The organism is Winslowiella arboricola, assembly GCF_025527015.1.
Classification (GTDB): Bacteria; Pseudomonadota; Gammaproteobacteria; order Enterobacterales; family Enterobacteriaceae; genus Erwinia; species Erwinia arboricola.
On the sequence record NZ_JAODIM010000043.1, the window covers coordinates 1,366,384 to 1,387,177 of the forward strand.

22 protein-coding genes are annotated in these 20,794 nt (G+C 52.3%); 7 read left to right on the forward strand and 15 right to left on the reverse strand.

Translation table 11 applies throughout. The features are described from left to right. Positions 1-10 precede the first annotated feature (10 nt). From potG to N5923_RS24030, 7 genes are all read right to left on the reverse strand, one after another. On the reverse strand, positions 11-1,144 hold the full coding sequence (gene potG / locus N5923_RS24000; protein ID WP_267144657.1) for a putrescine ABC transporter ATP-binding subunit PotG: 1,134 nt from the start codon (positions 1,142-1,144) through the stop codon (positions 11-13). 184 nt (positions 1,145-1,328) lie between these two features. Next, on the reverse strand, positions 1,329-2,438 hold the full coding sequence (gene potF / locus N5923_RS24005) for a spermidine/putrescine ABC transporter substrate-binding protein PotF (RefSeq protein ID WP_267144247.1): 1,110 nt from the start codon (positions 2,436-2,438) through the stop codon (positions 1,329-1,331). A gap of 121 nt (positions 2,439-2,559) precedes the next feature. Next, positions 2,560-2,805, reverse strand: a complete 246-nt coding sequence (locus tag N5923_RS24010; protein WP_267145276.1) for a hypothetical protein — start codon at positions 2,803-2,805, stop codon at positions 2,560-2,562. Positions 2,806-2,825: 20 nt separating this feature from the next. Then, positions 2,826-3,305, reverse strand: a complete 480-nt coding sequence (locus N5923_RS24015) for a YbjN domain-containing protein (RefSeq protein WP_267144246.1) — start codon at positions 3,303-3,305, stop codon at positions 2,826-2,828. A gap of 88 nt (positions 3,306-3,393) precedes the next feature. Next, a complete protein-coding gene (gene rimK / locus N5923_RS24020) occupies positions 3,394-4,296 on the reverse strand; it encodes a 30S ribosomal protein S6--L-glutamate ligase (protein ID WP_267144245.1) in 903 nt (300 codons plus the stop codon). A gap of 21 nt (positions 4,297-4,317) precedes the next feature. Further along, positions 4,318-5,040 carry an oxygen-insensitive NADPH nitroreductase gene (nfsA, locus tag N5923_RS24025; RefSeq protein WP_267144244.1) on the reverse strand — a complete coding sequence of 241 codons (723 nt, stop codon included), beginning with the start codon at positions 5,038-5,040 and terminating at the stop codon, positions 4,318-4,320. After that, a complete protein-coding gene (locus tag N5923_RS24030) occupies positions 5,024-5,314 on the reverse strand; it encodes a YbjC family protein (protein WP_267144243.1) in 291 nt (96 codons plus the stop codon). Before N5923_RS24030 ends, nfsA begins: the two co-directional genes overlap by 17 nt. A gap of 309 nt (positions 5,315-5,623) precedes the next feature. On the opposite strand from N5923_RS24030, the gene N5923_RS24035 reads away from it, so the two are divergent. Continuing rightward, entirely contained in the window at positions 5,624-5,887 is a 264-nt protein-coding gene (locus N5923_RS24035; RefSeq protein WP_017802418.1) for a GrxA family glutaredoxin, read from the forward strand. 62 nt (positions 5,888-5,949) lie between these two features. Here the strand turns inward: N5923_RS24035 and ybjM are convergent, their stop codons facing one another. Beyond that, a complete protein-coding gene (gene ybjM / locus N5923_RS24040; RefSeq protein WP_267144242.1) occupies positions 5,950-6,324 on the reverse strand; it encodes an inner membrane protein YbjM in 375 nt (124 codons plus the stop codon). A 271-nt stretch (positions 6,325-6,595) separates the two neighbouring features. Here ybjM and N5923_RS24045 point away from each other — a divergent pair, with 271 nt between their 5' ends. From N5923_RS24045 to N5923_RS24060, 4 genes are all read left to right on the forward strand, one after another. After that, positions 6,596-8,284, forward strand: coding sequence for an aspartate:alanine antiporter (locus N5923_RS24045; RefSeq protein WP_267144241.1), 1,689 nt, complete (start codon positions 6,596-6,598; stop codon positions 8,282-8,284). A 231-nt stretch (positions 8,285-8,515) separates the two neighbouring features. Beyond that, positions 8,516-9,268 carry a phosphatase PAP2 family protein gene (locus tag N5923_RS24050; RefSeq protein ID WP_267144240.1) on the forward strand — a complete coding sequence of 251 codons (753 nt, stop codon included), beginning with the start codon at positions 8,516-8,518 and terminating at the stop codon, positions 9,266-9,268. Then, the gene (ybjG, locus tag N5923_RS24055) at positions 9,255-9,860 is read left to right on the forward strand and encodes an undecaprenyl-diphosphate phosphatase (protein WP_267144239.1); all 606 of its coding nucleotides are present in this window, start codon (positions 9,255-9,257) and stop codon (positions 9,858-9,860) included. Before N5923_RS24050 ends, ybjG begins: the two co-directional genes overlap by 14 nt. Positions 9,861-10,426: 566 nt before the next feature. Continuing rightward, entirely contained in the window at positions 10,427-11,713 is a 1,287-nt protein-coding gene (locus N5923_RS24060; protein WP_267144238.1) for an HAAAP family serine/threonine permease, read from the forward strand. A gap of 36 nt (positions 11,714-11,749) precedes the next feature. Here the strand turns inward: N5923_RS24060 and N5923_RS24065 are convergent, their stop codons facing one another. Continuing rightward, on the reverse strand, positions 11,750-12,955 hold the full coding sequence (locus N5923_RS24065; protein WP_267144237.1) for a serine hydrolase: 1,206 nt from the start codon (positions 12,953-12,955) through the stop codon (positions 11,750-11,752). Between the two features lie 282 nt (positions 12,956-13,237). Between N5923_RS24065 and N5923_RS24070 the strand changes: the two genes are divergently transcribed. After that, a complete protein-coding gene (locus N5923_RS24070) occupies positions 13,238-13,894 on the forward strand; it encodes an HAD family hydrolase (RefSeq protein WP_267144236.1) in 657 nt (218 codons plus the stop codon). 38 nt (positions 13,895-13,932) lie between these two features. Here N5923_RS24070 and N5923_RS24075 read toward each other — a convergent pair whose 3' ends face one another. Together N5923_RS24075 and N5923_RS24080 are read right to left on the reverse strand one after the other, a co-directional pair. Beyond that, entirely contained in the window at positions 13,933-15,042 is a 1,110-nt protein-coding gene (locus N5923_RS24075; RefSeq protein ID WP_267144235.1) for a PQQ-dependent sugar dehydrogenase, read from the reverse strand. Between the two features lie 108 nt (positions 15,043-15,150). Then, positions 15,151-15,819, reverse strand: a complete 669-nt coding sequence (locus N5923_RS24080) for a DUF3313 domain-containing protein (RefSeq protein ID WP_267144234.1) — start codon at positions 15,817-15,819, stop codon at positions 15,151-15,153. A 368-nt stretch (positions 15,820-16,187) separates the two neighbouring features. On the opposite strand from N5923_RS24080, the gene N5923_RS24085 reads away from it, so the two are divergent. Further along, positions 16,188-17,090, forward strand: coding sequence for a hypothetical protein (locus tag N5923_RS24085; protein WP_267144233.1), 903 nt, complete (start codon positions 16,188-16,190; stop codon positions 17,088-17,090). Positions 17,091-17,133: 43 nt separating this feature from the next. Here the strand turns inward: N5923_RS24085 and N5923_RS24090 are convergent, their stop codons facing one another. The 4 genes from N5923_RS24090 to gsiC all read right to left on the reverse strand — a co-directional run bounded on the left by N5923_RS24090 (position 17,134) and on the right by gsiC (position 20,749). Next, positions 17,134-18,126 (reverse strand): sugar phosphate isomerase/epimerase family protein, encoded by a 993-nt coding sequence (locus N5923_RS24090; protein WP_267144232.1) that lies wholly within the window; start codon positions 18,124-18,126, stop codon positions 17,134-17,136. 289 nt (positions 18,127-18,415) lie between these two features. After that, complete coding sequence (locus N5923_RS24095; protein ID WP_267144231.1) at positions 18,416-18,865, reverse strand: DUF4385 domain-containing protein; 450 nt, start codon at positions 18,863-18,865, stop codon at positions 18,416-18,418. 48 nt (positions 18,866-18,913) lie between these two features. After that, positions 18,914-19,819 carry a glutathione ABC transporter permease GsiD gene (gene gsiD, locus N5923_RS24100; RefSeq protein WP_267144230.1) on the reverse strand — a complete coding sequence of 302 codons (906 nt, stop codon included), beginning with the start codon at positions 19,817-19,819 and terminating at the stop codon, positions 18,914-18,916. Positions 19,820-19,828: 9 nt separating this feature from the next. Further along, a complete protein-coding gene (gene gsiC / locus N5923_RS24105) occupies positions 19,829-20,749 on the reverse strand; it encodes a glutathione ABC transporter permease GsiC (RefSeq protein ID WP_267144229.1) in 921 nt (306 codons plus the stop codon). Positions 20,750-20,794 lie beyond the last annotated feature (45 nt).

A 20,794-nucleotide genomic window follows, 5' to 3' on the forward strand; every position in this document is an offset into this window, starting at 1 on the left:
TTCCCTCAACTCAGACCGTCAGCACCACACAGCTGTCAGTATCCCAACAGAGATGGACTTCATCACCCCAGGTTGGCGCACCTTTGCGGAAGCGATGGGCATTCTGCAACTGGGCAGAGATCATCTGCCCGCTGCGTAAGCGCACATGATAAATCGACAGGTCACCGAGATAGGCAATATGTACCACTTCACCGACGGCAAAGTTGCAGCCATCGGCGGGCGGCTGATCGCACAGCATCACTTTTTCCGGGCGCAGCGCAATAAACACCGGCACGTTATCCATTACCGAGGCGTCAGAGTCGACTTTCAGCGGGTTAATCAGCCCCGGACTGTCAATCACCAGGCCATCTTCCTGACGATCGCGCAGCAGGCCTTCAAACACGTTGACTGAACCGATAAATTCGGCGCTGTAACGACTGGTAGGATGCTCATAAATCTCTTCCGGCTCACCAATCTGCTCGAACTTACCGCGATTCATAATCGCAATACGCCCCGCCATGGTCATCGCCTCTTCCTGATCGTGGGTCACCATCACACAGGTGGCGCCAACGCGCTCAAGAATATCGACCACTTCCAGCTGCATGCGGTCACGCAGTTTCTTATCCAGCGCACCCATCGGCTCATCCAGCAGCAGCAATTTCGGCCGCTTGGCGAGGCTGCGCGCCAGCGCCACACGCTGACGCTGACCACCAGAGAGCTGATGCGGTTTACGTCTGGCATACTCCTGCATATGCACCAGCGCCAGCATCTCTTCAACCCGGCTGGCGATCTCGCCGCGCGCCAGTTTGTCCTGCTTCAGGCCAAAGGCGATATTCTGTTCCACCGTCATATGCGGAAACAGGGCATAGGACTGGAACATCATATTGATCGGGCGCTGATACGGCGGAACGTGCGACAGATCTTGTCCGTCGAGCCAGATGGTGCCCTGCGTTGGCGGCTCAAAACCGGCCAGCATACGCAGTAAGGTCGACTTGCCGCAGCCGGACGGGCCAAGCAGGGCAAAGATTTCGCCTTTATAGATGGTCAGGCTGACATCATCAACAGCGTGCTGACCATCGAAAGATTTGGTCAGATTGCGGATTTCCAGCAGCGGCGTTAACGCCTTTGCGGTTTTATTTTGCGGACGGGGGATCGCGTCGTTCACTAACATTACTCTCCGGTGCGAAGCGGGAATAAACGGCCAGGCCGTTAAATGACACAACAGAGGCCGAAACAGAGCCTCTGTTGTTTTGTCTGTTACCTTTCTGACGGGCGGCGAAAACGCCGCCCCTGCAGAGGCATATCTGCAACCGTCCAGCGACAGCGTTCACGCCGCCCGCTGTTAACGATTACTTACCACTTTTAACTTTAGTCCATGCACGAGTGCGCACACGGTCAAGTTTTGGTTCCTGCACTTTCAGGATAAACAGTTTGGCCATCGCTGCTTCGGTTGGATAGATCCCCGGGTTATTACGGACATCAGCGTCAACCAGTGGCACAGAGGCTTTATTGCCGCTGGCATAAAACATCTTGTTAGAGATCTCAGCGATCACTTTCGGTTCCATCAGATAGTTGATGAACTGATAGGCTTCATCGACGTTTTTCGCATCTTTTGGAATCGCCAGCATATCGAAGAATGCCAGCGCGCCCTCTTTTGGAATGCTGTAGGCAATATCGACGCCATTTTTAGCTGCGATAGCCCGATCTTTCGCCTGCAGAATATCCCCTGCCCAGCCGATGGCCACACAGGTATTACCGTTAGCCAGATCGTTAATGTACTGCGAAGAGTGGAAATAGCGGATGCTCGGACGCAGCTTCAGCAGCAGATCAGTGGCTGCGCCAGAGTAATCTTTGGCGTCGCTGCTGTTAGGATCTTTACCCAGATAGTTCAGCACGGTCGCAAAAATCTCTTCCGGTGCATCGAGGAAAGAGACGCCACAGCTTTTCAGTTTTTCCAGGTTTTCAGGTTTCAGCACCAGATCCCAGCTGTCGACCGGAGCATCTTTGCCCAGCGCCGCTTTCACTTTTGCGACGTTATAGCCGATACCGGTGGTCGCCCACAGATACGGGATCGCATATTTATTCCCCGGATCGTGCTGCTCTAACTTTTTCATCAGATCAGGATCGAGGTTTTTGTAGTTTGGCAGTTTGCTTTTATCCAGCGGCTGAAACACGCCGGATTCCAGCTGACGCGCAAGGAAGCTGGAGGAAGGCACCACCACATCATAACCGGTGCTGCCGGCCATCAGTTTGCCTTCCAGCACTTCATTGGAGTCAAATACGTCATAGACCACTTTGATGCCGGTCTGCTTTTCAAAATTCGCCACCGTATCCGGCGCGATATAGTCTGACCAGTTATAGACGTGCAGCGTCTTTTGTTCTGCCATCGTCCCGGCGGAAACCGCCATCAACACCCCGGCAACCACGGCTGACAACCATTTTTTACGTTGGTTGAACATGTTTTACTTCCTCCTGAACAGGCCAAACGGTTATGCAGAACAAGCGACTGACAAACACCCTATCGCTGATCATTTAAGGTAAAAATTACTGGCTTACAATGAATCAATATTCACGCGCTGTTTAATAGAAAAAACCTATACCTGCGCGGGTGTTGCACGCGAAATGCAGCCCCGCAAGAATAGCCCCACCAGCAGGCACAGGCCAGCCCTCAGCGTAAAAAACGCCTTTTATCGATTTTTTATGCATGTTTCTTCTATGTGATACGCCAGATATGGCATAAGCCACGCGAAATATCTGGCAATCAAGGGCAAAATGCAGAATAAAAAGTGGTGGGTCAAAAATGAAAAATGCCGCAAAAAGCGGCATTTAAACAGCGGCGAACCGCTTTAGTGCAACATTGACTGCCGCGTGACAATCGCCGTGCGATCATCATCCTCGCCAACCACTAATAAATTGTTGGCGAACGCCTCAAGGATCACCATCGAAATCTGCTCTTCGCTCTGTTTCATAAAGTGCGAAAACTGTCCCATGGTGACACCCGCTGTGATGGCTATCGACTGGCAGACAATCAGTTTCGGCAGATTATCATCCTGAATATCGAGGAACGCTTTCACCGTCAGCGAACTGGCGTTGATCTGCGACAGATCGGCCACCAGCGGGATCAACGCGGTAGGCTTCACCTCGGCCAGCGCGGAAAACAGAATAACGTCATCAACCAGGTCGAGCTTGGCATCGAAAACGCCATCAAAATTTTGCATATGCGGCAGATGAAGCGCCTGGCAGGCATCGCACTCAAACCAGGTGATACTTTGCTGATCCAGCCAACGTCGTAACACGTCAATATCTGGAACGACGAGTGAATCCATAACCTACTGCCTCATGCCGCCAATTAAAGAGCGCACAGCTTACGGAAAAAGTGTCGCAAACACTACGCCGATGAGTGAAATATGGCACTTAACCGCCGGTTTTCAGACAGAAGCCAGGGCGGGCGTAGCGCTCAATCCACTCAATCATCAGGCTGGCGATATCCAGCCCGGTAATGTTTTCAATCCCTTCCAGACCCGGCGACGCGTTAACTTCCATCACCAGCGGCCCGCGTGCCGCGCGTAAAATATCGACACCGGCCACATCAAGACCCAGCGTGGCAGCGGCTTTTACCGCCATTTCCCGCTCGCGTTCGCTGATTTCCACCCGCCGGGCAGTGCCGCCGCGATGCAGATTGGAGCGGAAATCCCCCTCCCTGGCCTGACGTTCAATCGCGCCGACCACCTGATCGCCAATCACCAGACAACGAATATCGCAGCCCTGTGCTTCCTTGATATACTCCTGCACCAGGATATGGGCGTTAAGCCCGCGAAAGGCTTCAATCACGCTCTCCGCCGCCTGACGGGTTTCCGCCAGCACCACGCCAATCCCCTGCGTCCCTTCTACCAGCTTGACCACCAGCGGCGCGCCGCCCACCATATCGATTAAATCGCGACTGTCATCCGGCGAATGGGAAAAGCCGGTGACCGGCATATCAATCCCCTGCCGCGCCAGCAGCTGCAACGAGCGTAACTTGTCACGGGCGCGGGTAATCGCCACTGACTCATTGAGCGGATAACTGCCGCACATTTCAAACTGACGCAGCACCGCCATGCCATAAAAGGTGGTCGCCGGGCCAATCCGTGGGATCACCGCATCAAAGTGGCCAAGGGGGCGGCCACGATAATGCAGCGCCGCCGAGGCCGGATTAATATTCATATAACAGGAGAGCGGGTCAATAATCTCGATCTGATGCCCGCGCGCCTGCGCAGCTTCGCGCAGGCGTTTGCAGGAGTAGAGATTACCGTCGCGGGATAGAATCGCAATTTTCACCAGCAAGCCTCACAGACAATTTTAACGTGTTGCCCAGCCCTGTTTATGCAGAAAATCGAGAATAAACGGGCGGCTCTCTTTAATGATGGTGCGCTGAATATGGGCGCTCCAGGTATCAGTGCGACGATGGCTGTCACGCTGCTGATAGTAATCCAGCAACTGCTGGTCATACTCATCCAGCACACTGTTATCCAGCGGCTGATAGCGGTTTTCATGCACCAGCATGTTGGCCGGCATGCGTGGCTTCACATCCGGTTGCTGATCCGGCCAGCCGAGGCACAGTCCAAACAGCGGCAGCACATGCTGGGGTACTTCAAGTAAATCACTGACTGCCGCAATATTGTTACGGATGCCGCCGATAAATACGCCGCCCAGTCCTAACGACTCGGCCGCGACCAGCGCGTTTTGCCCCATCAGGGCAGTATCGATACAGCCCAGCAGCAGCTGTTCCGCCAGCCCCAGCTGCGCATCCGGACAAATCTGCAGATGGCGATGGAAATCAGCGCAGAATACCCAGAACTCCGCCGCCTGCGCGACATACTTCTGGCCGCCACTCAGCTCTACCAGCTGCTGGCGCAGTTCAGGATCGGTAATGCGAATAATTGACGAGCACTGTAAAAAACTTGAGGTCGAAGCCGACTGCGCGGCGGTAATAATCGCCTCGCGTTGTGCGTCGGTAATCGGCTGTTCGTTAAAAGCACGAATCGAGCGATGTGAACGCAATAAATCAATGGTCGGCGTCATCAGAATCTCCGGTTTTGGTGGATTTGTTTTGGTGCCTGCCGCTGCCCAGCAGCTGGGGCGCCAGCGCCTGCGCGGTGCGCCACATCAATGTGACGGCTGCGGGCAGCATTAACAATACACCGGCAAAAAACATCAGCGTAGCGGCAGCTTTGCCACTCAGCCAGACGGGCAGCATCAGCCACTGGTTCACCGACAGCATCGCCAGCACCAGCAGTACAATGCCCAGCACTTCCAGTACCAGCACCGTTTTAGGTAATTGAGCAAAAGCACGCATGTTAATCTCCGTTACGCGAGGGCCAATAACGACGTCCCTCTTAGTGTAGGGGCGGCGTTCTCGCCGCCCGTGCCAGCCATCAGGACGGGAGCCGATAACGGCTCCCCTACAAAGGAAACATCGGAGCGGCGTTCTTGTCGGCGGCCACATATTAAAGCCTAATCAACCTCCTTCTGCATAGTCTGTGCAAATCAGATTAACAGGCAATTCCTTCTTCCTTTCAGCAAACGAAGCGGGCATCATAAGCCCATTGAGCGATAAACTGTGATGTTAATCACAGAACAGAATCTAACCTTTGAGGAGTTACCTATGTTTGCAGTGATCTTTGGACGTCCGGGCTGCCCTTACTGTGTGCGCGCAAAAGAGCTGGCTGAAAAACTGACCGAAGAGCGTGAAGATTTTAACTTCCGCTATATCGATATCCACGCTGAAGGCATCAGTAAAGCTGACCTGGAGAAAACCGTGGGTAAACCGGTGGAAACCGTGCCGCAGATTTTCCTCGATCAGAAACATATCGGCGGTTGCACTGATTTTGAAGCTTATGCCAAAGAAAACCTGAATCTGTTTCAGTAATTCAGGCGTAAGACAAAAAAAACCGGGTAGCGATACCCGGTTTTTTTATGGCTGTCATTCCACTATGAGCGTGGCCGGGGACCAAACATTGCCCGCCACAGCATCACCACCAGCGCGCCGGATCCACACCAGAACAGCGCACTGGCATACCACGCCAGCTCCTGCCAGAAACTCGCTGCAACAATAAAGCGCGTATGCGACAACAGCAGACAGAGCGGGATTGACAGCAACGCGCCACCAAGGGCAACCACGAGCGGTGCCTCACGGGCGGTGACACCGGCCAGTACGCCGGGAAGCATAAACAGCAGCAAGCCGGGCTGAACCCGGATTTCGCCGGGACTATCCATGGCCATACCGAAACGTACGATGATAAACACCGCACAAAACACCATGACACAAGTCAATACGCCCGATAATCGGACGCCCTGTAACAACATAGCGGGTCCTCAGCTGATTTAGTTCGATAGCCTGCCGTTGAATTAACCAGCGTATTAATTCAAAAAAAAGAGTGTGCCAAAAATTTAAAAACGCGTTGTTTTTACTGGCTGAAAAATAAATAAGTGATTAAAATATTCCCGCTTTAATTTATCCCTGCATACATTCCGCTACCGGGCGCTAAAGCCGCGTCGCGTTCGCTTACAGTCAGATAAACGTTAGCGCATAAATTTATTTCTATCAACAACTTGCTGGTAAACAAGAAGTTAATCCGTGAACATAAACGTCGCCGAATTGTTAAGCGGGAATTACATCCTGTTATTATTTGTAGTATTGGCATTGGGTCTGTGCTTAGGAAAGTTACGCTTAGGATCTGTACAACTGGGTAATTCCATTGGCGTTTTGGTGGTCTCTCTGCTGTTGGGGCAACAACACTTCTCAATAAATACGGAGGCGCTTAATCTCGGGTTTATGTTATTTATTTTTTGCGTCGGCGTAGAAGCCGGGCCTAACTTTTTCTCGATCTTCTTCCGCGACGGCAAAAATTATCTGATGCTGGCGGTGGTGATGGTGCTCAGCGCGATGATAATGGCGCTCGGCCTCGGCAAACTGCTGGGCTGGGATATCGGTTTAACCGCCGGAATGCTGGCAGGTTCGATGACCTCCACCCCGGTACTGGTGGGCGCCGGCGATACCCTGCGTCAGACCATCAGCGATCCGCAAGCCCTGAGCCGTATGCAGGATAACCTCAGCCTCGGGTACGCCCTCACCTACCTGGTAGGACTGGTCAGCCTGATCTTTGGCGCGCGCTATCTGCCAAAGCTGCAACATCAGGATCTGCCCACCTGCGCGCAGCAGATTGCGCGCGAACGCGGTCTGGATACCGACAGCATACGTAAAGTCTACCTGCCGGTGATCCGCGCCTACCGCGTCGGCCCGGAGCTGGTGGCCTGGGCCGATGGCAAAAACCTGCGCGAGCTGGGAATTTATCGCGCGACCGGATGCTATATCGAGCGCATTCGCCGCAACGGTATTCTGGCCAGCCCGGATGGTGATGCCGTACTGCAGCCAGGCGATGAGATCTCGCTGGTCGGCTACCCGGATGCCCATTCGCGACTGGATACCAGTTTCCGTAACGGTAAAGAGGTGTTCGATCGCGACCTGCTGGATATGCGTATCGTCACCGAAGAGATTGTGGTTAAAAACAACAATGCGGTGAACAAACGCCTGAGCCAGTTAAAGCTGACTGACCATGGCTGCTTCCTGAACCGGGTGATCCGCAGCCAGATCGAGATGCCGATCGATGACAGCATTATGCTGAATAAGGGTGATGTGCTGCAGGTCAGCGGCGAAGCGCGCCGGGTAAAAACCGTCGCTGACCGCATCGGCTTTATTTCGATCCACAGTCAGCTTACCGACCTGCTGGCATTCTGCTCTTTCTTTATTATTGGTTTGATGATCGGCATGATCACCTTCCAGTTTAGCGGCTTCAGTTTTGGTATCGGTAATGCGGCGGGTCTGCTGTTTGCCGGTATTATGCTTGGCTTCTTACGCGCCAACCATCCGACCTTTGGTTATATTCCGCAGGGTGCGCTGACCATGGTGAAAGAGTTTGGCCTGATGGTATTTATGGCTGGCGTCGGGCTGAGTGCCGGTAGCGGCATTACGCATGGCCTCGGCAGCGCGGGCTGGCAGATGCTGGTTGCCGGGCTGGCGGTCAGTCTGGTGCCGGTAGTAATCTGCTTCCTGTTTGGCGCCTGGGTACTGCGGATGAACCGCGCCCTGCTGTTTGGCGCGATTATGGGCGCACGAACCTGCGCCCCGGCGATGGAGATCATCAGTGATACCGCGCGCAGCAATATCCCGGCGCTGGGTTATGCCGGAACCTATGCCATTGCCAATGTGTTGCTGACCCTCGCCGGCACCCTGATTGTGATTATCTGGCCAATTTTACATAGCTAGAAAATAATTATTAATTGTTCAGAACTTTTATTCAGGGTCACAGTCTTAATTAATGCCACTGCTTTTCTTTGAAATCCCCCAATTGTGGAGCCCGTTAATCTTATGATTAGCGGGTTTTTTTATGCTGAAAGCGTTCGTTTTCTTATTATTTACCCTCGCTTCCACTTAATGTTTCCTTAAGCGAAACCTTTCATCATTACCCTTATTGTTCCCCCTGCGCATAAAAACGTCATGAATCTGACATCAAAGTTAAACAAAAGCACAACGTGCTTGCCGATTAAGACAAACTCCATTTACCTGTTACCACCGCGCTTCTACGCTATCCAGTTCGTTTTGCTGGCTTTTTTTGCCGTGCTGTTTACCTGGTTCTCACGCAGCGAAACGCTGGACATGATGCTGACACGTATCTGGTTTGATCCCATCACCCGGCAGTTTCCGTGGAAAGAGAGCCTCTGGCTGGATGTGATCAACCATCGCCTGCTGAAATATCTGGTGATCGCGACTGGTGTGATGTTGCTGTTCAAGGGGCTGTTGCGCCGCCAGCCACAACTGATTCTGGTGGCGTTGCTGATTGGCGTTGGCTCACTGGCTGTCGGTGTACTAAAAGCCAGCAGCGCCCATTCATGCCCGTGGGATCTGGTGGAATTTGGCGGTCAGGCGTTCTCTTATCCGCTGTTTGGTCAGGTACCGGAAAACAGCGGACCCGGCCGTTGCTTTCCCGGCGGTCATGCCTCCAGCGGTTTTAGTCTGATGGCGCTGTTTTTTCTGTTCCGCCCGCAACGAGCCAGGCTGGCATGGAGTTGCTGGTCTGTCGCGGTGCTGCTGGGATTGCTGATGGGCTTTGGTCAGGTGATGCGCGGCGCGCACTTTTTTTCCCACAACCTGTGGTCGGGGTGGTGGGTTTGGCTGGTACAACTTTTAACTTTCGGATGCGTTTCGTATCTGCTTAACAGGAAGAGGAAAATTGATAATGGAAACGCTTAATCGCGCATTGTTTCTCTGGATTAACGCCACCCCGGCGTCGCCACAGTGGCTGATATCACTCGCCACTTTTCTGGCAAAGGATCTGATTGCCATTGTGCCGTTACTGATTGTCGCATTGTGGTTCTGGGGGCCAAAAGAGCACGTACATTCGCAACGTGAACTGGTACTAAAAACCGGCATCGCGCTGCTGTATGCGCTGGCTATCTCCTTCTGTATTGGCGCACTGTTTCCTCATCCGCGTCCATTTACCCTGGGTTTCGGCTATCAGTTCCTTGCGCATGCGCCGGACTACTCCTATCCAAGCGACCATGGCACCACTATCTTCACCTTTGCGCTGGCGTTTTTACTCTGGCACCGTCGCTGGTCCGGAGCGGTATTAATGATCACCGGCCTCGCCATCGCCTGGTCACGCGTCTATCTTGGCGTACACTGGCCAATGGATATGCTCGGTGGCCTGCTGGTCGGCATCCTTGGTTGCCTGTTCTCACAAGTGGCGTGGCAGTTCTACGGTGCAGCGCTACTGCAATTGTGCAGCAAGCTGTACCGCACGCTGTTCGCTTTCCCCATCCGTAAAGGCTGGGTGCGTCATTAATATTAGCGGCCCGCTATCAGGCGGGCCGGCTATTTTCCCGCTTATTAAATTCCCTTCATTCCGGTTACAACTCTCTGTTAAATAATATCCTTTCGCGTAACTATTAATACTTGCGCAATAAATCGATTACGCAGGTGGTTATTAATCTCTCGTTGCGCAATTTGCTTATTATTTAAACACTCATATCTTATTCTTATAATAGTGCATTGATTTTCATCAACTTAATTTCTTTACAGCCTAAAAAAACGCCAATCAGAGTAGCGTGCAATCATTGCAAATACAGTCATTATCACTGCCAAACAAATCCATAGCAGCATATAGAACAATCTAATTGTCGCAATGGCAGATTAATGGCCTAATTTTGTTAACGCAGTTGTGATCCTGATCACCTGATATAACTAAACTAACGCTGCTATCTGCTTATTCCGATGGTAGAGTGTGCGCCATAAAAAAGCGTTATGGGTAATCACTTCTGCTGTTAACGATTATTTCGACAGGATCCTGTCTGAATAAATCGTCGGTCATTGATTAATTTTTTTCTGTTATGGACAAAACTGGAGAAGATAATGGAATCATCTCAAACCGCTGTTCTGGCGGGTGATAAGCAGCAAAGCGTGATGACGTGGCGCAAAAGCGACACCATGTGGATGTTAGGTTTATACGGCACCGCGATTGGCGCTGGCGTACTGTTTCTGCCGATTAATGCCGGTATTGGTGGACTGATTCCGCTGGTGATTATGGCGCTGCTGGCTTTCCCGATGACCTTTTTCGCCCACCGTGGCTTATGCCGCTTTGTGCTGTCTGGCAGCAAACCTGGTGCGGATATTACTGAGGTCGTGGAAGAACATTTCGGCGTCGGCGCCGGTAAACTGATTACCCTGCTCTACTTTATGGCGATCTACCCAATCCTGCTGGTGTACAGCGTGGCGATCACCAATACCGTCGACAGCTTTATCACCCACCAGCTGCATCTGCAGTCACCGCCCCGCGCTTTGCTGGCGCTGATTCTGCTGGTTGGCCTGATGACTATCGTGCGCTTTGGTAAAGAGATGATTGTGAAAACCATGAGTCTGCTGGTGTTTCCTTTTGTCGGCGTGCTGATGCTGCTGGCGCTGTGGTTGATCCCGAACTGGAGCAGCGCAATCTTTAACCATGTGTCGCTGGCGGGCAGTGGTCATGGGCTGCTGATGACGCTGTGGCTGGCAATCCCGGTCATGGTGTTCTCCTTTAACCATTCACCGATCATTTCCGCCTTTGCGGTCGCCAAACGTGAAGAGTACGGTGACGCCGCAGATGCAAAGTGCTCACGGATTCTGGCCTTTAGCCATCTGATGATGGTGATTACCGTAATGTTTTTTGTCTTCAGCTGCGTGCTCAGCCTGACGCCGGAAAACCTGGCGGAAGCGAAAGCGCAAAACATTTCGATTCTCTCTTACCTGGCTAACCACTTTGATACGCCGATGATGGCATGGCTGGCGCCGATTATCGCCATTGTCGCGATTACTAAATCCTTCCTTGGCCACTATCTTGGCGCGCGTGAAGGCTTTAATGGTCTGGTAGTGAAATCACTGCGTGGCCGTGGCAAGCAGATTGCTGAAGCAAAACTGAATCGCTATACCGCGCTGTTTATGCTGGTCACTACCTGGATTGTCGCCAGTCTGAACCCAAGTATCCTTGGTATGATTGAGACGCTGGGCGGCCCGATTATCGCCGTACTGCTGTTCCTGATGCCGATGTACGCGATTAATAAAGTTCCGGCGATGCGCAAGTACAGCGGCGCAGCCAGCAACCTGTTTGTGGTGCTGGTTGGTCTGGTCGCCATCTCCGGCATTATGTTTAATCTGGTCGTTTAAGACAGGATCAGGGCGGCGCAAACGCCGCCCTGATGATTACGAGAACCACTTACCAAATAACCCATCAATCTTCATCATCACAAAATCCCAGATGCGGCTAAAGAAGCCCCCTTCCGGCACTTCGTCGAGCACTACCAGCGGCCGCTGCTCAATCACTTTACCGTTTAACTGGAAATCAATGGTTCCGACTGGCTGATATTTCTTTAACGGCGCCTGCAACTGCGGCGATGTCAGCGTAAAGCTGGCCTTCAGATTCTTCATCTGTCCTTTTGGAATGGTGATAGCCGCATCTTTATCGACACCAAGATTGACCTGCTGACGGTCGCCAAACCAGACGCGCTGGGTGGAGAATGCCGTATTGGCTTTAATTGGCGTCACGGTTTCATAAAAGCGGAAACCCCAGGTCAGCAGCTTTTCACTTTCGCGGAAACGAATACCGTCCGTTGCGGCACCCAGCACCACCGAAATCAGGCGCATATCACCCTCCGTGGCGGAGGCAACCAGATTATTGCCAGCGCCGGAGGTGTGGCCGGTTTTGATGCCATCCACCTTCAGGTTGCTGCTCCACAACAGACGGTTGCGGTTATGCTGACGGATATTGTTGAAGGTAAACTCTTTTTCTTTATGCAGCGCATACTCTTCCGGCACATCGCGGATCAGCGCCTGGCCAATAAGCGCCATATCACGCGCGGTACTATACTGTCCTTCAGAGTCGAGGCCATGGACGGTTTTAAAGTGGGTGTTTTGTAAGCCAAGGGCTTTAACATAGTTATTCATCAGGCCGACAAACGAGTCCTGACTGCCAGCGACATAGTCCGCCAGCGCGATACTGGCATCGTTACCGGACTGGATGACGATACCTTTATTCAGCTCAGAAACCGGAATACGGTCGCCCGGCTTCAGAAACATCAGCGACGAACCTTGCAGAATCGGGTTACCGGTGGCCCATGCGTCTTTGCCCACGGTGACCATATCGTCGTTCGTAATTTTGCCCGACTTAATCGCCTGCCCGGTAACATAGCTGGCCATCATTTTGGTCAGACTGGCGGGATCCAGACGCTCATCGGCTTTCGATTCGGCCAGCACTTTTCCGCTGGCAAAATCCATTAAAATCCATGCCTTGGCGTCAATTTGCGGCGCTGCCGGGGCCTCTTCGGCGATGGCAACTGAAGAGGTCACCAGTAGTAAGGTGGTGCTGGCAGCCAGTGCCCGAACACTGACAGAGAGGCGAGTTTTATTCATGGCGAGACCAGGGTATCCATATAAAAAATAAAGGTTTCAAGGTGTTATCAAACAGCACTTAACCCAATACGCTAACCTTTTGGCTGGGTAAAAAAAACAGTATGAGGGTAAAGTTTTTTAGAGTTTATTAGATAATTCTGGGCTTTGCCGCCCCATGCCCCTGATTTTTCTGCCTCGCAATGCCGTCAGCAGAACTGGGTGAAATTCCGATTTTTCGCAGAAAAGTTAAGTCCGTCACAAAAATCCGCTAACCTGATTTGAGTTTGCCACAGGAGAACCACCATGGATTTAGCCCTTTTCGACCTTGATGAAACCCTGATTTGCGAAGACAGTACCGGTCTGTGGCTGCGCTGGCTGGTATCCCAGGGCTTCGCGCCGGAAGCATTGATCGAACAGGAGCGGGCATTAATGGCGCAGTACTACCAGGGCGCGCTCTCAATGGAAGAGTATATGAGCACTACCCTTGCGCCGTTAACCGGAATGGCGACGCTTACCGTCTCTGGCTGGATTCGCCGCTTTATTCAGCGCGATATTCTGCCGCGCGTTTACCCCTTAGCGCGCGAGCGCATGACATGGCATCAGCAACGCGGCGATACCGTCATGATAATTTCCGCCAGCGGCGAACACCTGGTGGTGCCGATTGCGCAGCAACTGGGCGCGCACGGCGCGCTGGCAATTGGCGTGGAAATTGTCGATGACCGCTACAGTGGCGCGACTTATGGCACCATGACTTACAAAGAGGGCAAAGTCAGCCGCCTCAGCGACTGGAAAGCGCTGCAAACTGACCAGGCGTTCGATCGCACCTGGGCTTACAGCGACTCGATGAATGATATGCCGATGCTGGAACATGCCGACCATGCGCATGTGATCAACCCGGATGAACTGCTGCATCAGGAAGCGCTTAATCGCGGCTGGGAAGTGTGCCGCTGGGTGAGATAAGCCTGCAGATGGCCAGCCAGCGCTGGCCACCGCCGCAACTATTCGGCAGCCAGCTTCAGTAGCTTGCCGTCACGCTCATCGGTTAACACATAGAGAAAACCATCCGGTCCGACACGTACATCACGAATACGCTCTTTACGATCTTCCAGTAATCGCTCCTGCTCAATCACTTTGTCGCCGTTAATCGTCAGCCGGATCAGGCTCTGCTGTTTGAGTGCGCCGATAAATAGCGAGTTTTTCCACACCGGGAAACGGGCGCTGTTATAAAACGCCATGCCACTGATAGCGGGTGATACTTTCCAGTAAAAGATTGGCTGCTCGGTGCCCTCCACCTCACTGCCTTTTGACTCCGGCACCTTCGCACCGCTGTAATCAATGCCCCAGGTCGCCAGCGGCCAGCCGTAGTTTTTACCCTTCGCAATAATATTCACTTCATCCCCACCGCGCGGGCCGTGCTCGCTTTCCCAGATCTGCCTCGTCCAGGGATTAAACGCCACGCCTTGTGGATTGCGTAAACCTGAAGCCCAAATCTCGGCGCGAGCGTTATTATGGCCGACAAACGGATTATCTGGCGGGATAGCGCCATCCGCCGTCAGCCGCACGATTTTGCCCTGCAGCTTATCCAGATCCTGAGCGGTGGAACTGTTAAAGTTGTCGCCAAAAACGATATACAGATAGCCTTCGGCATCAAATGCCATGCGGGTGCCAACGTTGGCGCCACCGGAGAGGGGTTGCTGACCCAGCACCTTTTTAAAGTTCTGCAACTGGCGGTTATCGGCGCTTAACACACCGTACCCTACCGAAGCGCCGCCCGCCCCCTGTTCACTGCCCTCGGTATAGCTCAGCCAGACACGACGGCTGCGGGCAAAATCCGGCGCCAGAACCACATCAAGCAGTCCGCCCTGCCTCTGCGACCATACCTTTGGCACGCCGCTAATTGGCTGCGATAAGCCGCTCTGCTGGCTCCACAGGCGCAGCTGTCCGGAACGTTCAGTAATCAACAGATGTTGATTATCAGGCAAAAACGCCAGCGACCAGGGATGATCCAGCCCATCCTGAAGCTGTTCAACCTTCACCCCGGCCGCCAGCAGCGGCGCGGAGCTAAGCAGTGATATGCTGACAAGCAGTGTCGGTAACAGGCGTGACATAGAATCCCCATAATGTAAGTCATTCAGGTTTCAGGCTTGAGAAAATACGGGAGCCGAAAACGGCTCCCCTACGGTGTTGCAGGGGCGGCGTTATCGCCGCCCGTGTCGTCAGGGCGTGGCACTGAAATTAACCGTATCTTCAACCATCAGATTGATCGGCGTTTTCAGATCGTCAAAGTTAATGGGTGCATTGCTGTTGGCAACATTTTTGCCAATCCCTTTACGCACCACTTCAATCACCGGTTTTCCTGTCCGGGAATCAATCAGCTGCACCTCAAGAAACAGGGAACTCTCTTGCGTACGATGGCCCGAAGCTGCCATGGTTCCGGCAATCACCGCCGCCACCGGCACCACTTCATAGAACTGTACACCCTGATTTTCTGCGCTGACTGCCGTAATCGCGGTTTTCATCACCAATACGCCAGGACCGGGCTGAGTGACCAGCGGTTTACGTTTGGCCACCGCGGCCTTCATTTGCTGGTCGGTATAGGTTCTGATTTGGTCCAGCGTCTGCTGACTGACACGGGCATTGGGCGCCGCACGGGGATAGTAGATCACCGGGGTATAGACAATACCGTGATAGTCAGAAGATTTATAATCTGGCGAAACCCAGCGCAAAGTCTGATTGCCGCTTGCCGACTGCTCAGGTCGCAGCTTGCTGTAGTCGGGAAGAAAGCCGGAATAGTGGGCACTGTCGGCCACTTTTGACGTACAGCCAGAGAGCGCCACACTCAATACCACTACACCTGCCAGAAGCCATTTGCACCGAATGGACATGATAGTTTTCCTTAGTGACCAAAGAGCATTTGAGGGGAGTCCGTAACGCTTTTAGCATAGGAAACATGGCAGAAATTAACCAGTTAGCTGGCACGCTTTTGCGTGATAGCGCGACAGATAAATCAGGAAGGGTTAAGTAACTTATTACAGGAAATTAAATAGCATAGATAAAACGGCTGTATGCATTTTCACATCTCCATTATCTGACTATCAGGTTTCATCAGAACGATAACAGGATATTAATTAATATTAAAATATATTTTGAGCGAATTATTGAATTTATTAGCGGTAATATTATTTACCCTCTCCGTACAGAATACTCATAAAAGTGCACATAGATTCTTGATAACAACCAGGAGAAGTAAAATATGGACTCAATCAGCAGCGTACATATAACAGCCAGTGATGTTCAACTCAATAATAATCTTTCCTGCAATGCAGCGAAGAAAATATTAGCGCAACGAGATTCATGGAAAGCAATTGATTCTCATACGACAGATATCCAAAGTTATCACGTTGCTGATAAAAGCACGCACGCTCTCAGACATGAAGCCTTTGTAAAAGCATTTAACCTTAATGAAAAGGATGAAGCGGTTATAAATCGCTTCCATCAGCAGCTACAAACATTAATGCCGAGTTATTGCAATGAGGTCATTTATAACAACGTGAAATTAATTTGCACTGTGGGTTTTTGCAAACAAGGTTATGAAGACCTGAATCAATTAAGAGCCGCCATTGTAGCAGAAGTGGACAATGCCAGATTAGAAGGTAAAGTTGCGGTTTTTGTCAGCGGTGCAGCCAGTCAAGGCATTGGCGCTGAGGTCAGCGCTGTAGCTGAACTAATGTATGTTCCGGTTATTGCCATGTTAACGAAGTCAGGGCTTGACCAGAGTACGGAGCGATCATTAATCGTATCGAAGGCGGACGTGATTGAGGTGCCAAACACTGCTGGGCGGGGATATGGCTGGAGCACCAGCAGCGAAGCCTTCGGCATCGAATGGCTCGGGTTACTCGGTAAAAAGTACGATGCTGTCGTGGTCGGAGGTGGTGGTGGAAAAGTTGCCGAACATGAGATCACCCATGCTATTGGACTGGGTGTGCCAACAAAAATCTACGATTTTCGTAACGGTGATGGCAACCATGCCGCTATTTTCCAGCATAATGACAGTGAGCCCTCGACACTGGAATTGCTGAAGGCAACTGGTAGGGTGGTATATAACGATGTACTGGGGCATTATTTCAACCCTATGCTGACTTCCGCTTTGGTATAGTTATTTCCTTCGCCCCTCCAGGCGAAGGAAATATAGCCAAAAACTACTCCTGAATCGAAGTCAGTAACGCATTCTGCACAATACGCTGGGCTGCCAGAGGGTTTTGTTCCGCCTGGGCAGCCTGTAGCGCAGCGATATCCAGTTTATCCAGCGCGCGATAAATATGTTTCAGAAAGCGAATCGATAAATTCGCAGCATCGATATGATCTTCACGGAACGGGAACTGATCCAGCTGCCAGACACCATCCCAGTTATTAATCTTCAGTACGTAGAAGAATTCAAAAATCTCCGTCATATGCACCGTACCGACCACCAGGTCATCATCCCAGCCGCGCAGATTATCGTTAACATCCATACCAAACAGACGACCACGATCGAGTATCAGCTGCGCGGAGTCCGCTGGCGATTCACCGGCAAACAGCGCATGGCCAAAGTCGAGCAATACCCCAACGTTATCCAGACCAATATCATCAATCCCCAGCAGAGTGCGCGCAGCAGAATCCCAGGTCATTTTTACCCGCGGTTCACGCGGTTTATATTCAATGGCAAATTTCACATCCGGATTGGCGCCGGCCAGATCGCGCATGCCATCTACCGCCAGTTTCCATAAATTTTTATGGTCAACCTGGAACGGATAGTCCCAGCCATCCTGTCCCGGCCAGACTTTAACGTAATTCGCCCCGATTTCGCGCACCACCTCAGCCGCTTCATTCATCAACGTAAACGCCTCGGCGCGCGCACGCGGATCCGGGTTGGTAAATGCACCACGCGAGAATTTACGCAGATAAATTTCCGGGGTAATGCCAATGGCCTTTAATCCGGCCTGTTGCAGCGCGTCTTTGACTTCGCTCAGGCTGACGCCCGGCGTAAACGGATAAGGCAAATCGACATAGGATAAATCTTCCACCTGCTTCGCCTGCATAATCTGATCGATAGTGCTGAGCGCCGGACCATAACCATCAACAGCATAACGATCGATATAGTTGGCGAAGTGCCATAAACCGGCACCGAACTTGGGATAATTGTAGGTACTCATAGTGAGATGTTCTCCAGATCAGCCTGTTATCATTGAAGATTATGGTTGCAATGAAAGAGGGTCGAAAAAACGGTTGACCCTGTTTTAATGCCACCTGAATATATATTCACTAAAGATTATTTATTCAGTGATAATGGCTGATATTATTGCCGACATCCATCTCAGGGTGAGCAAAAAGTGATAACTCTCACATAATTTCCATGCGAACTAACCAGCAGTGAACGGCAGAAAAGAATGAAGGGGATTGACGTGGCGTAACCTGATGTCGCGAGAAACGGGCCGGCAGCCCTCAGCCATAACGGGCCTGATGCTGCTTTTTGCGTGCTAAATAGTCGTTATCGGCGCGGATATGATCCCAGTGCGCTTTGAAAATCGCCGCCGCCCTGGCTTTCTCTTCATTAACCTGATAAGGCAGAATCTGGCGATTCGCATCATATTTGCGTCCGCCTTTATGATTGGCATAGCGCCGGGCGCGGGTATAGCCCATCTGAATAAATTTACGCGCCATATCCATCCCGACAAAATCGTCCTGCGCGCGATACTGTTCATACAGCTGCATAATTTTGTTAGCTGAGACTTCAGCAACTGCGGCAGTTTTAAAGCGCCAGTGTGGCAGAATTTCACTTTTATAGGGTTCAACCATCAGTACGCCCTGCTCACCCCGCCCGACCTGATAGCGTTCGGGGTGCTGGCGAAAATCGATATGTTTAAAATCCTGCTGGTAATCAAATTCCTTCACGGCCTGCTCCTGGCGGAAAATAATAAGCCTGGCACAGCAGCAAAGGGTTCAGTTTTTTAATTTCGGATCCAGCGCATCGCGCAAGCCATCGCCTAACAAGTTAAACGCCAGCACCGTGAGGAAGATCGCCAGACTGGGGAAAATCGCCACATGCGGCGCCATCACCATATCGGCGCGCGCTTCGTTCAGCATCGCTCCCCACTCCGGTGTCGGCGGTTGCGCACCGAGGCCAAGGAACGAGAGACTGGCGGCAGTGATAATCGAGGTGCCGATACGCATGGTGAAATAGACCACAATCGACGACACGGTGCCCGGCAGAATATGCCGCAAAATAATGGTGATATCGGATGCGCCAATACTACGCGCCGATTCAATAAAGGTCTGGTGCTTAATCACCAGCGTATTGCCGCGCACCAGGCGGGCAAAGGCCGGAATACTGAAGATCGCCACCGCCACGATCACGTTGGACATGCCGCTGCCCATAATCGCCACTACCGCAATCGCCAGCAGTATGCCGGGAAAGGCAAACAGCACGTCGCAGATACGCATAATCACCCGATCCCACCAGCCTTCATAATAACCAGCCAGTAAGCCGAGCAGCGTGCCAATAAGCGCGCCAATCGCCACCGAGAAGAAACCGGCAATCAGTGAAATACGCGTGCCGACCAGCACCCGACTGAAAATATCACGCCCCAGCGAATCAACACCGAGCCAGTGCATCACCGACGGCCCTTCATTCAGCCGGTCGTAATCAAAATAGTTTTCCGCATCAAACGGAGCAATCCACGGCGCGACAAACGCCAGTACCAGTAACAGCAGAACAAACAGCCCGGCAATCATCGCCACATGCTGACGGCGAAAACGCCGCCAGAACTCCCGCCACGGCGTGCGTACGCGATTGGCCTCCAGGGTCGGCATCGCTTTAAGCGCCGCTTCACGTCGCCAGTTTTTCATTGCGATTCCTTATTTGTAACGAATAGCCGGATTGATTGCGGCATACAACATATCGACGATCAGATTGATCAGAATAAACTCCAGCGAAAACAGCAGCACTTCGGCCTGAATCACCGGATAGTCGCGCATTGCCACCGAATCTACCAGCAGGCGTCCAAGACCCGGCCAGTTAAACACCACTTCGACCACAATCGAGCCGCCGAGCAAAAAGCCAAACTGCAGACCCATCATGGTGACTACCGGGATCATCGCATTGCGCAGGCCATGTTTGACCACCACCAGCGTTTCACTGACCCCTTTAGCGCGCGCGGTGCGCATATAATCTTCCTGCATCACCTCGACAAAGGAGGCGCGGGTAAAGCGCGCCATCACCGCCGCCACCGCAGCGCCAAGGGTGATGGAGGGTAAAATATAGTGTTTCCAGCTATCCGCGCCGATAGTCGGCAACCAGCCCAGCTCAACCGAGAACACCTGCATCAGCAGCATCCCCAGCGCAAAGGCGGGAAAGGAGATACCGGAAACCGCCAGCGTCATACCAATACGATCCGGCCAGCGGTTACGCCAGACGGCAGAAACCACGCCAATCGCCATACCAAAAATCACTGCCCACACCATGCTGGAGAGCGTCAGCCATAACGTCGGCATAAAGCGCGAAGCAATCTCATCCGCCACCGGCCGCTTTGACACCATCGAGTGGCCAAAATCGCCCTGCACCACATTGAGGATAAACCGCCAGAACTGCTGGGGTAATGGCTGATCCAGCCCCAGTTGCTGACGCACCATCGCCACCACCGTCGCATCCGCATCCTGCCCGGCAATCAGCCGCGCCGGATCGCCCGGTAGCATATGGACAAACAGGAACACCAGCACCGCCACAATCAGCAGCGTGGGAATCAGCCCCAGTAAGCGTTTAATAAAATAATTAAGCATGCATCATCCTGCGCGTTGCCCTGCCAGCCGCGGACGGCTGACAGG

Bases quoted from the DNA above. Each gene is read 5' to 3' on its own strand.
- N5923_RS24090 (WP_267144232.1), bottom strand. From the start codon at position 18,126: ATGAGTACCTACAATTATCCCAAGTTCGGTGCCGGTTTATGGCACTTC.
- N5923_RS24050 (WP_267144240.1), top strand. From the start codon at position 8,516: ATGAATCTGACATCAAAGTTAAACAAAAGCACAACGTGCTTGCCGATT.
- nfsA (WP_267144244.1), bottom strand. From the start codon at position 5,040: ATGACGCCGACCATTGATTTATTGCGTTCACATCGCTCGATTCGTGCT.
- N5923_RS24060 (WP_267144238.1), top strand. From the start codon at position 10,427: ATGGAATCATCTCAAACCGCTGTTCTGGCGGGTGATAAGCAGCAAAGC.
- N5923_RS24065 (WP_267144237.1), bottom strand. From the start codon at position 12,955: ATGAATAAAACTCGCCTCTCTGTCAGTGTTCGGGCACTGGCTGCCAGC.
- N5923_RS24015 (WP_267144246.1), bottom strand. From the start codon at position 3,305: ATGGATTCACTCGTCGTTCCAGATATTGACGTGTTACGACGTTGGCTG.
- N5923_RS24035 (WP_017802418.1), top strand. From the start codon at position 5,624: ATGTTTGCAGTGATCTTTGGACGTCCGGGCTGCCCTTACTGTGTGCGC.
- N5923_RS24010 (WP_267145276.1), bottom strand. From the start codon at position 2,805: ATGCCGCTTTTTGCGGCATTTTTCATTTTTGACCCACCACTTTTTATT.
- gsiD (WP_267144230.1), bottom strand. From the start codon at position 19,819: ATGAAAAACTGGCGACGTGAAGCGGCGCTTAAAGCGATGCCGACCCTG.
- N5923_RS24070 (WP_267144236.1), top strand. From the start codon at position 13,238: ATGGATTTAGCCCTTTTCGACCTTGATGAAACCCTGATTTGCGAAGAC.
- N5923_RS24085 (WP_267144233.1), top strand. From the start codon at position 16,188: ATGGACTCAATCAGCAGCGTACATATAACAGCCAGTGATGTTCAACTC.
- gsiC (WP_267144229.1), bottom strand. From the start codon at position 20,749: ATGCTTAATTATTTTATTAAACGCTTACTGGGGCTGATTCCCACGCTG.
- ybjM (WP_267144242.1), bottom strand. From the start codon at position 6,324: ATGTTGTTACAGGGCGTCCGATTATCGGGCGTATTGACTTGTGTCATG.
- N5923_RS24030 (WP_267144243.1), bottom strand. From the start codon at position 5,314: ATGCGTGCTTTTGCTCAATTACCTAAAACGGTGCTGGTACTGGAAGTG.
- potF (WP_267144247.1), bottom strand. From the start codon at position 2,438: ATGTTCAACCAACGTAAAAAATGGTTGTCAGCCGTGGTTGCCGGGGTG.
- ybjG (WP_267144239.1), top strand. From the start codon at position 9,255: ATGGAAACGCTTAATCGCGCATTGTTTCTCTGGATTAACGCCACCCCG.
- N5923_RS24080 (WP_267144234.1), bottom strand. From the start codon at position 15,819: ATGTCCATTCGGTGCAAATGGCTTCTGGCAGGTGTAGTGGTATTGAGT.
- N5923_RS24075 (WP_267144235.1), bottom strand. From the start codon at position 15,042: ATGTCACGCCTGTTACCGACACTGCTTGTCAGCATATCACTGCTTAGC.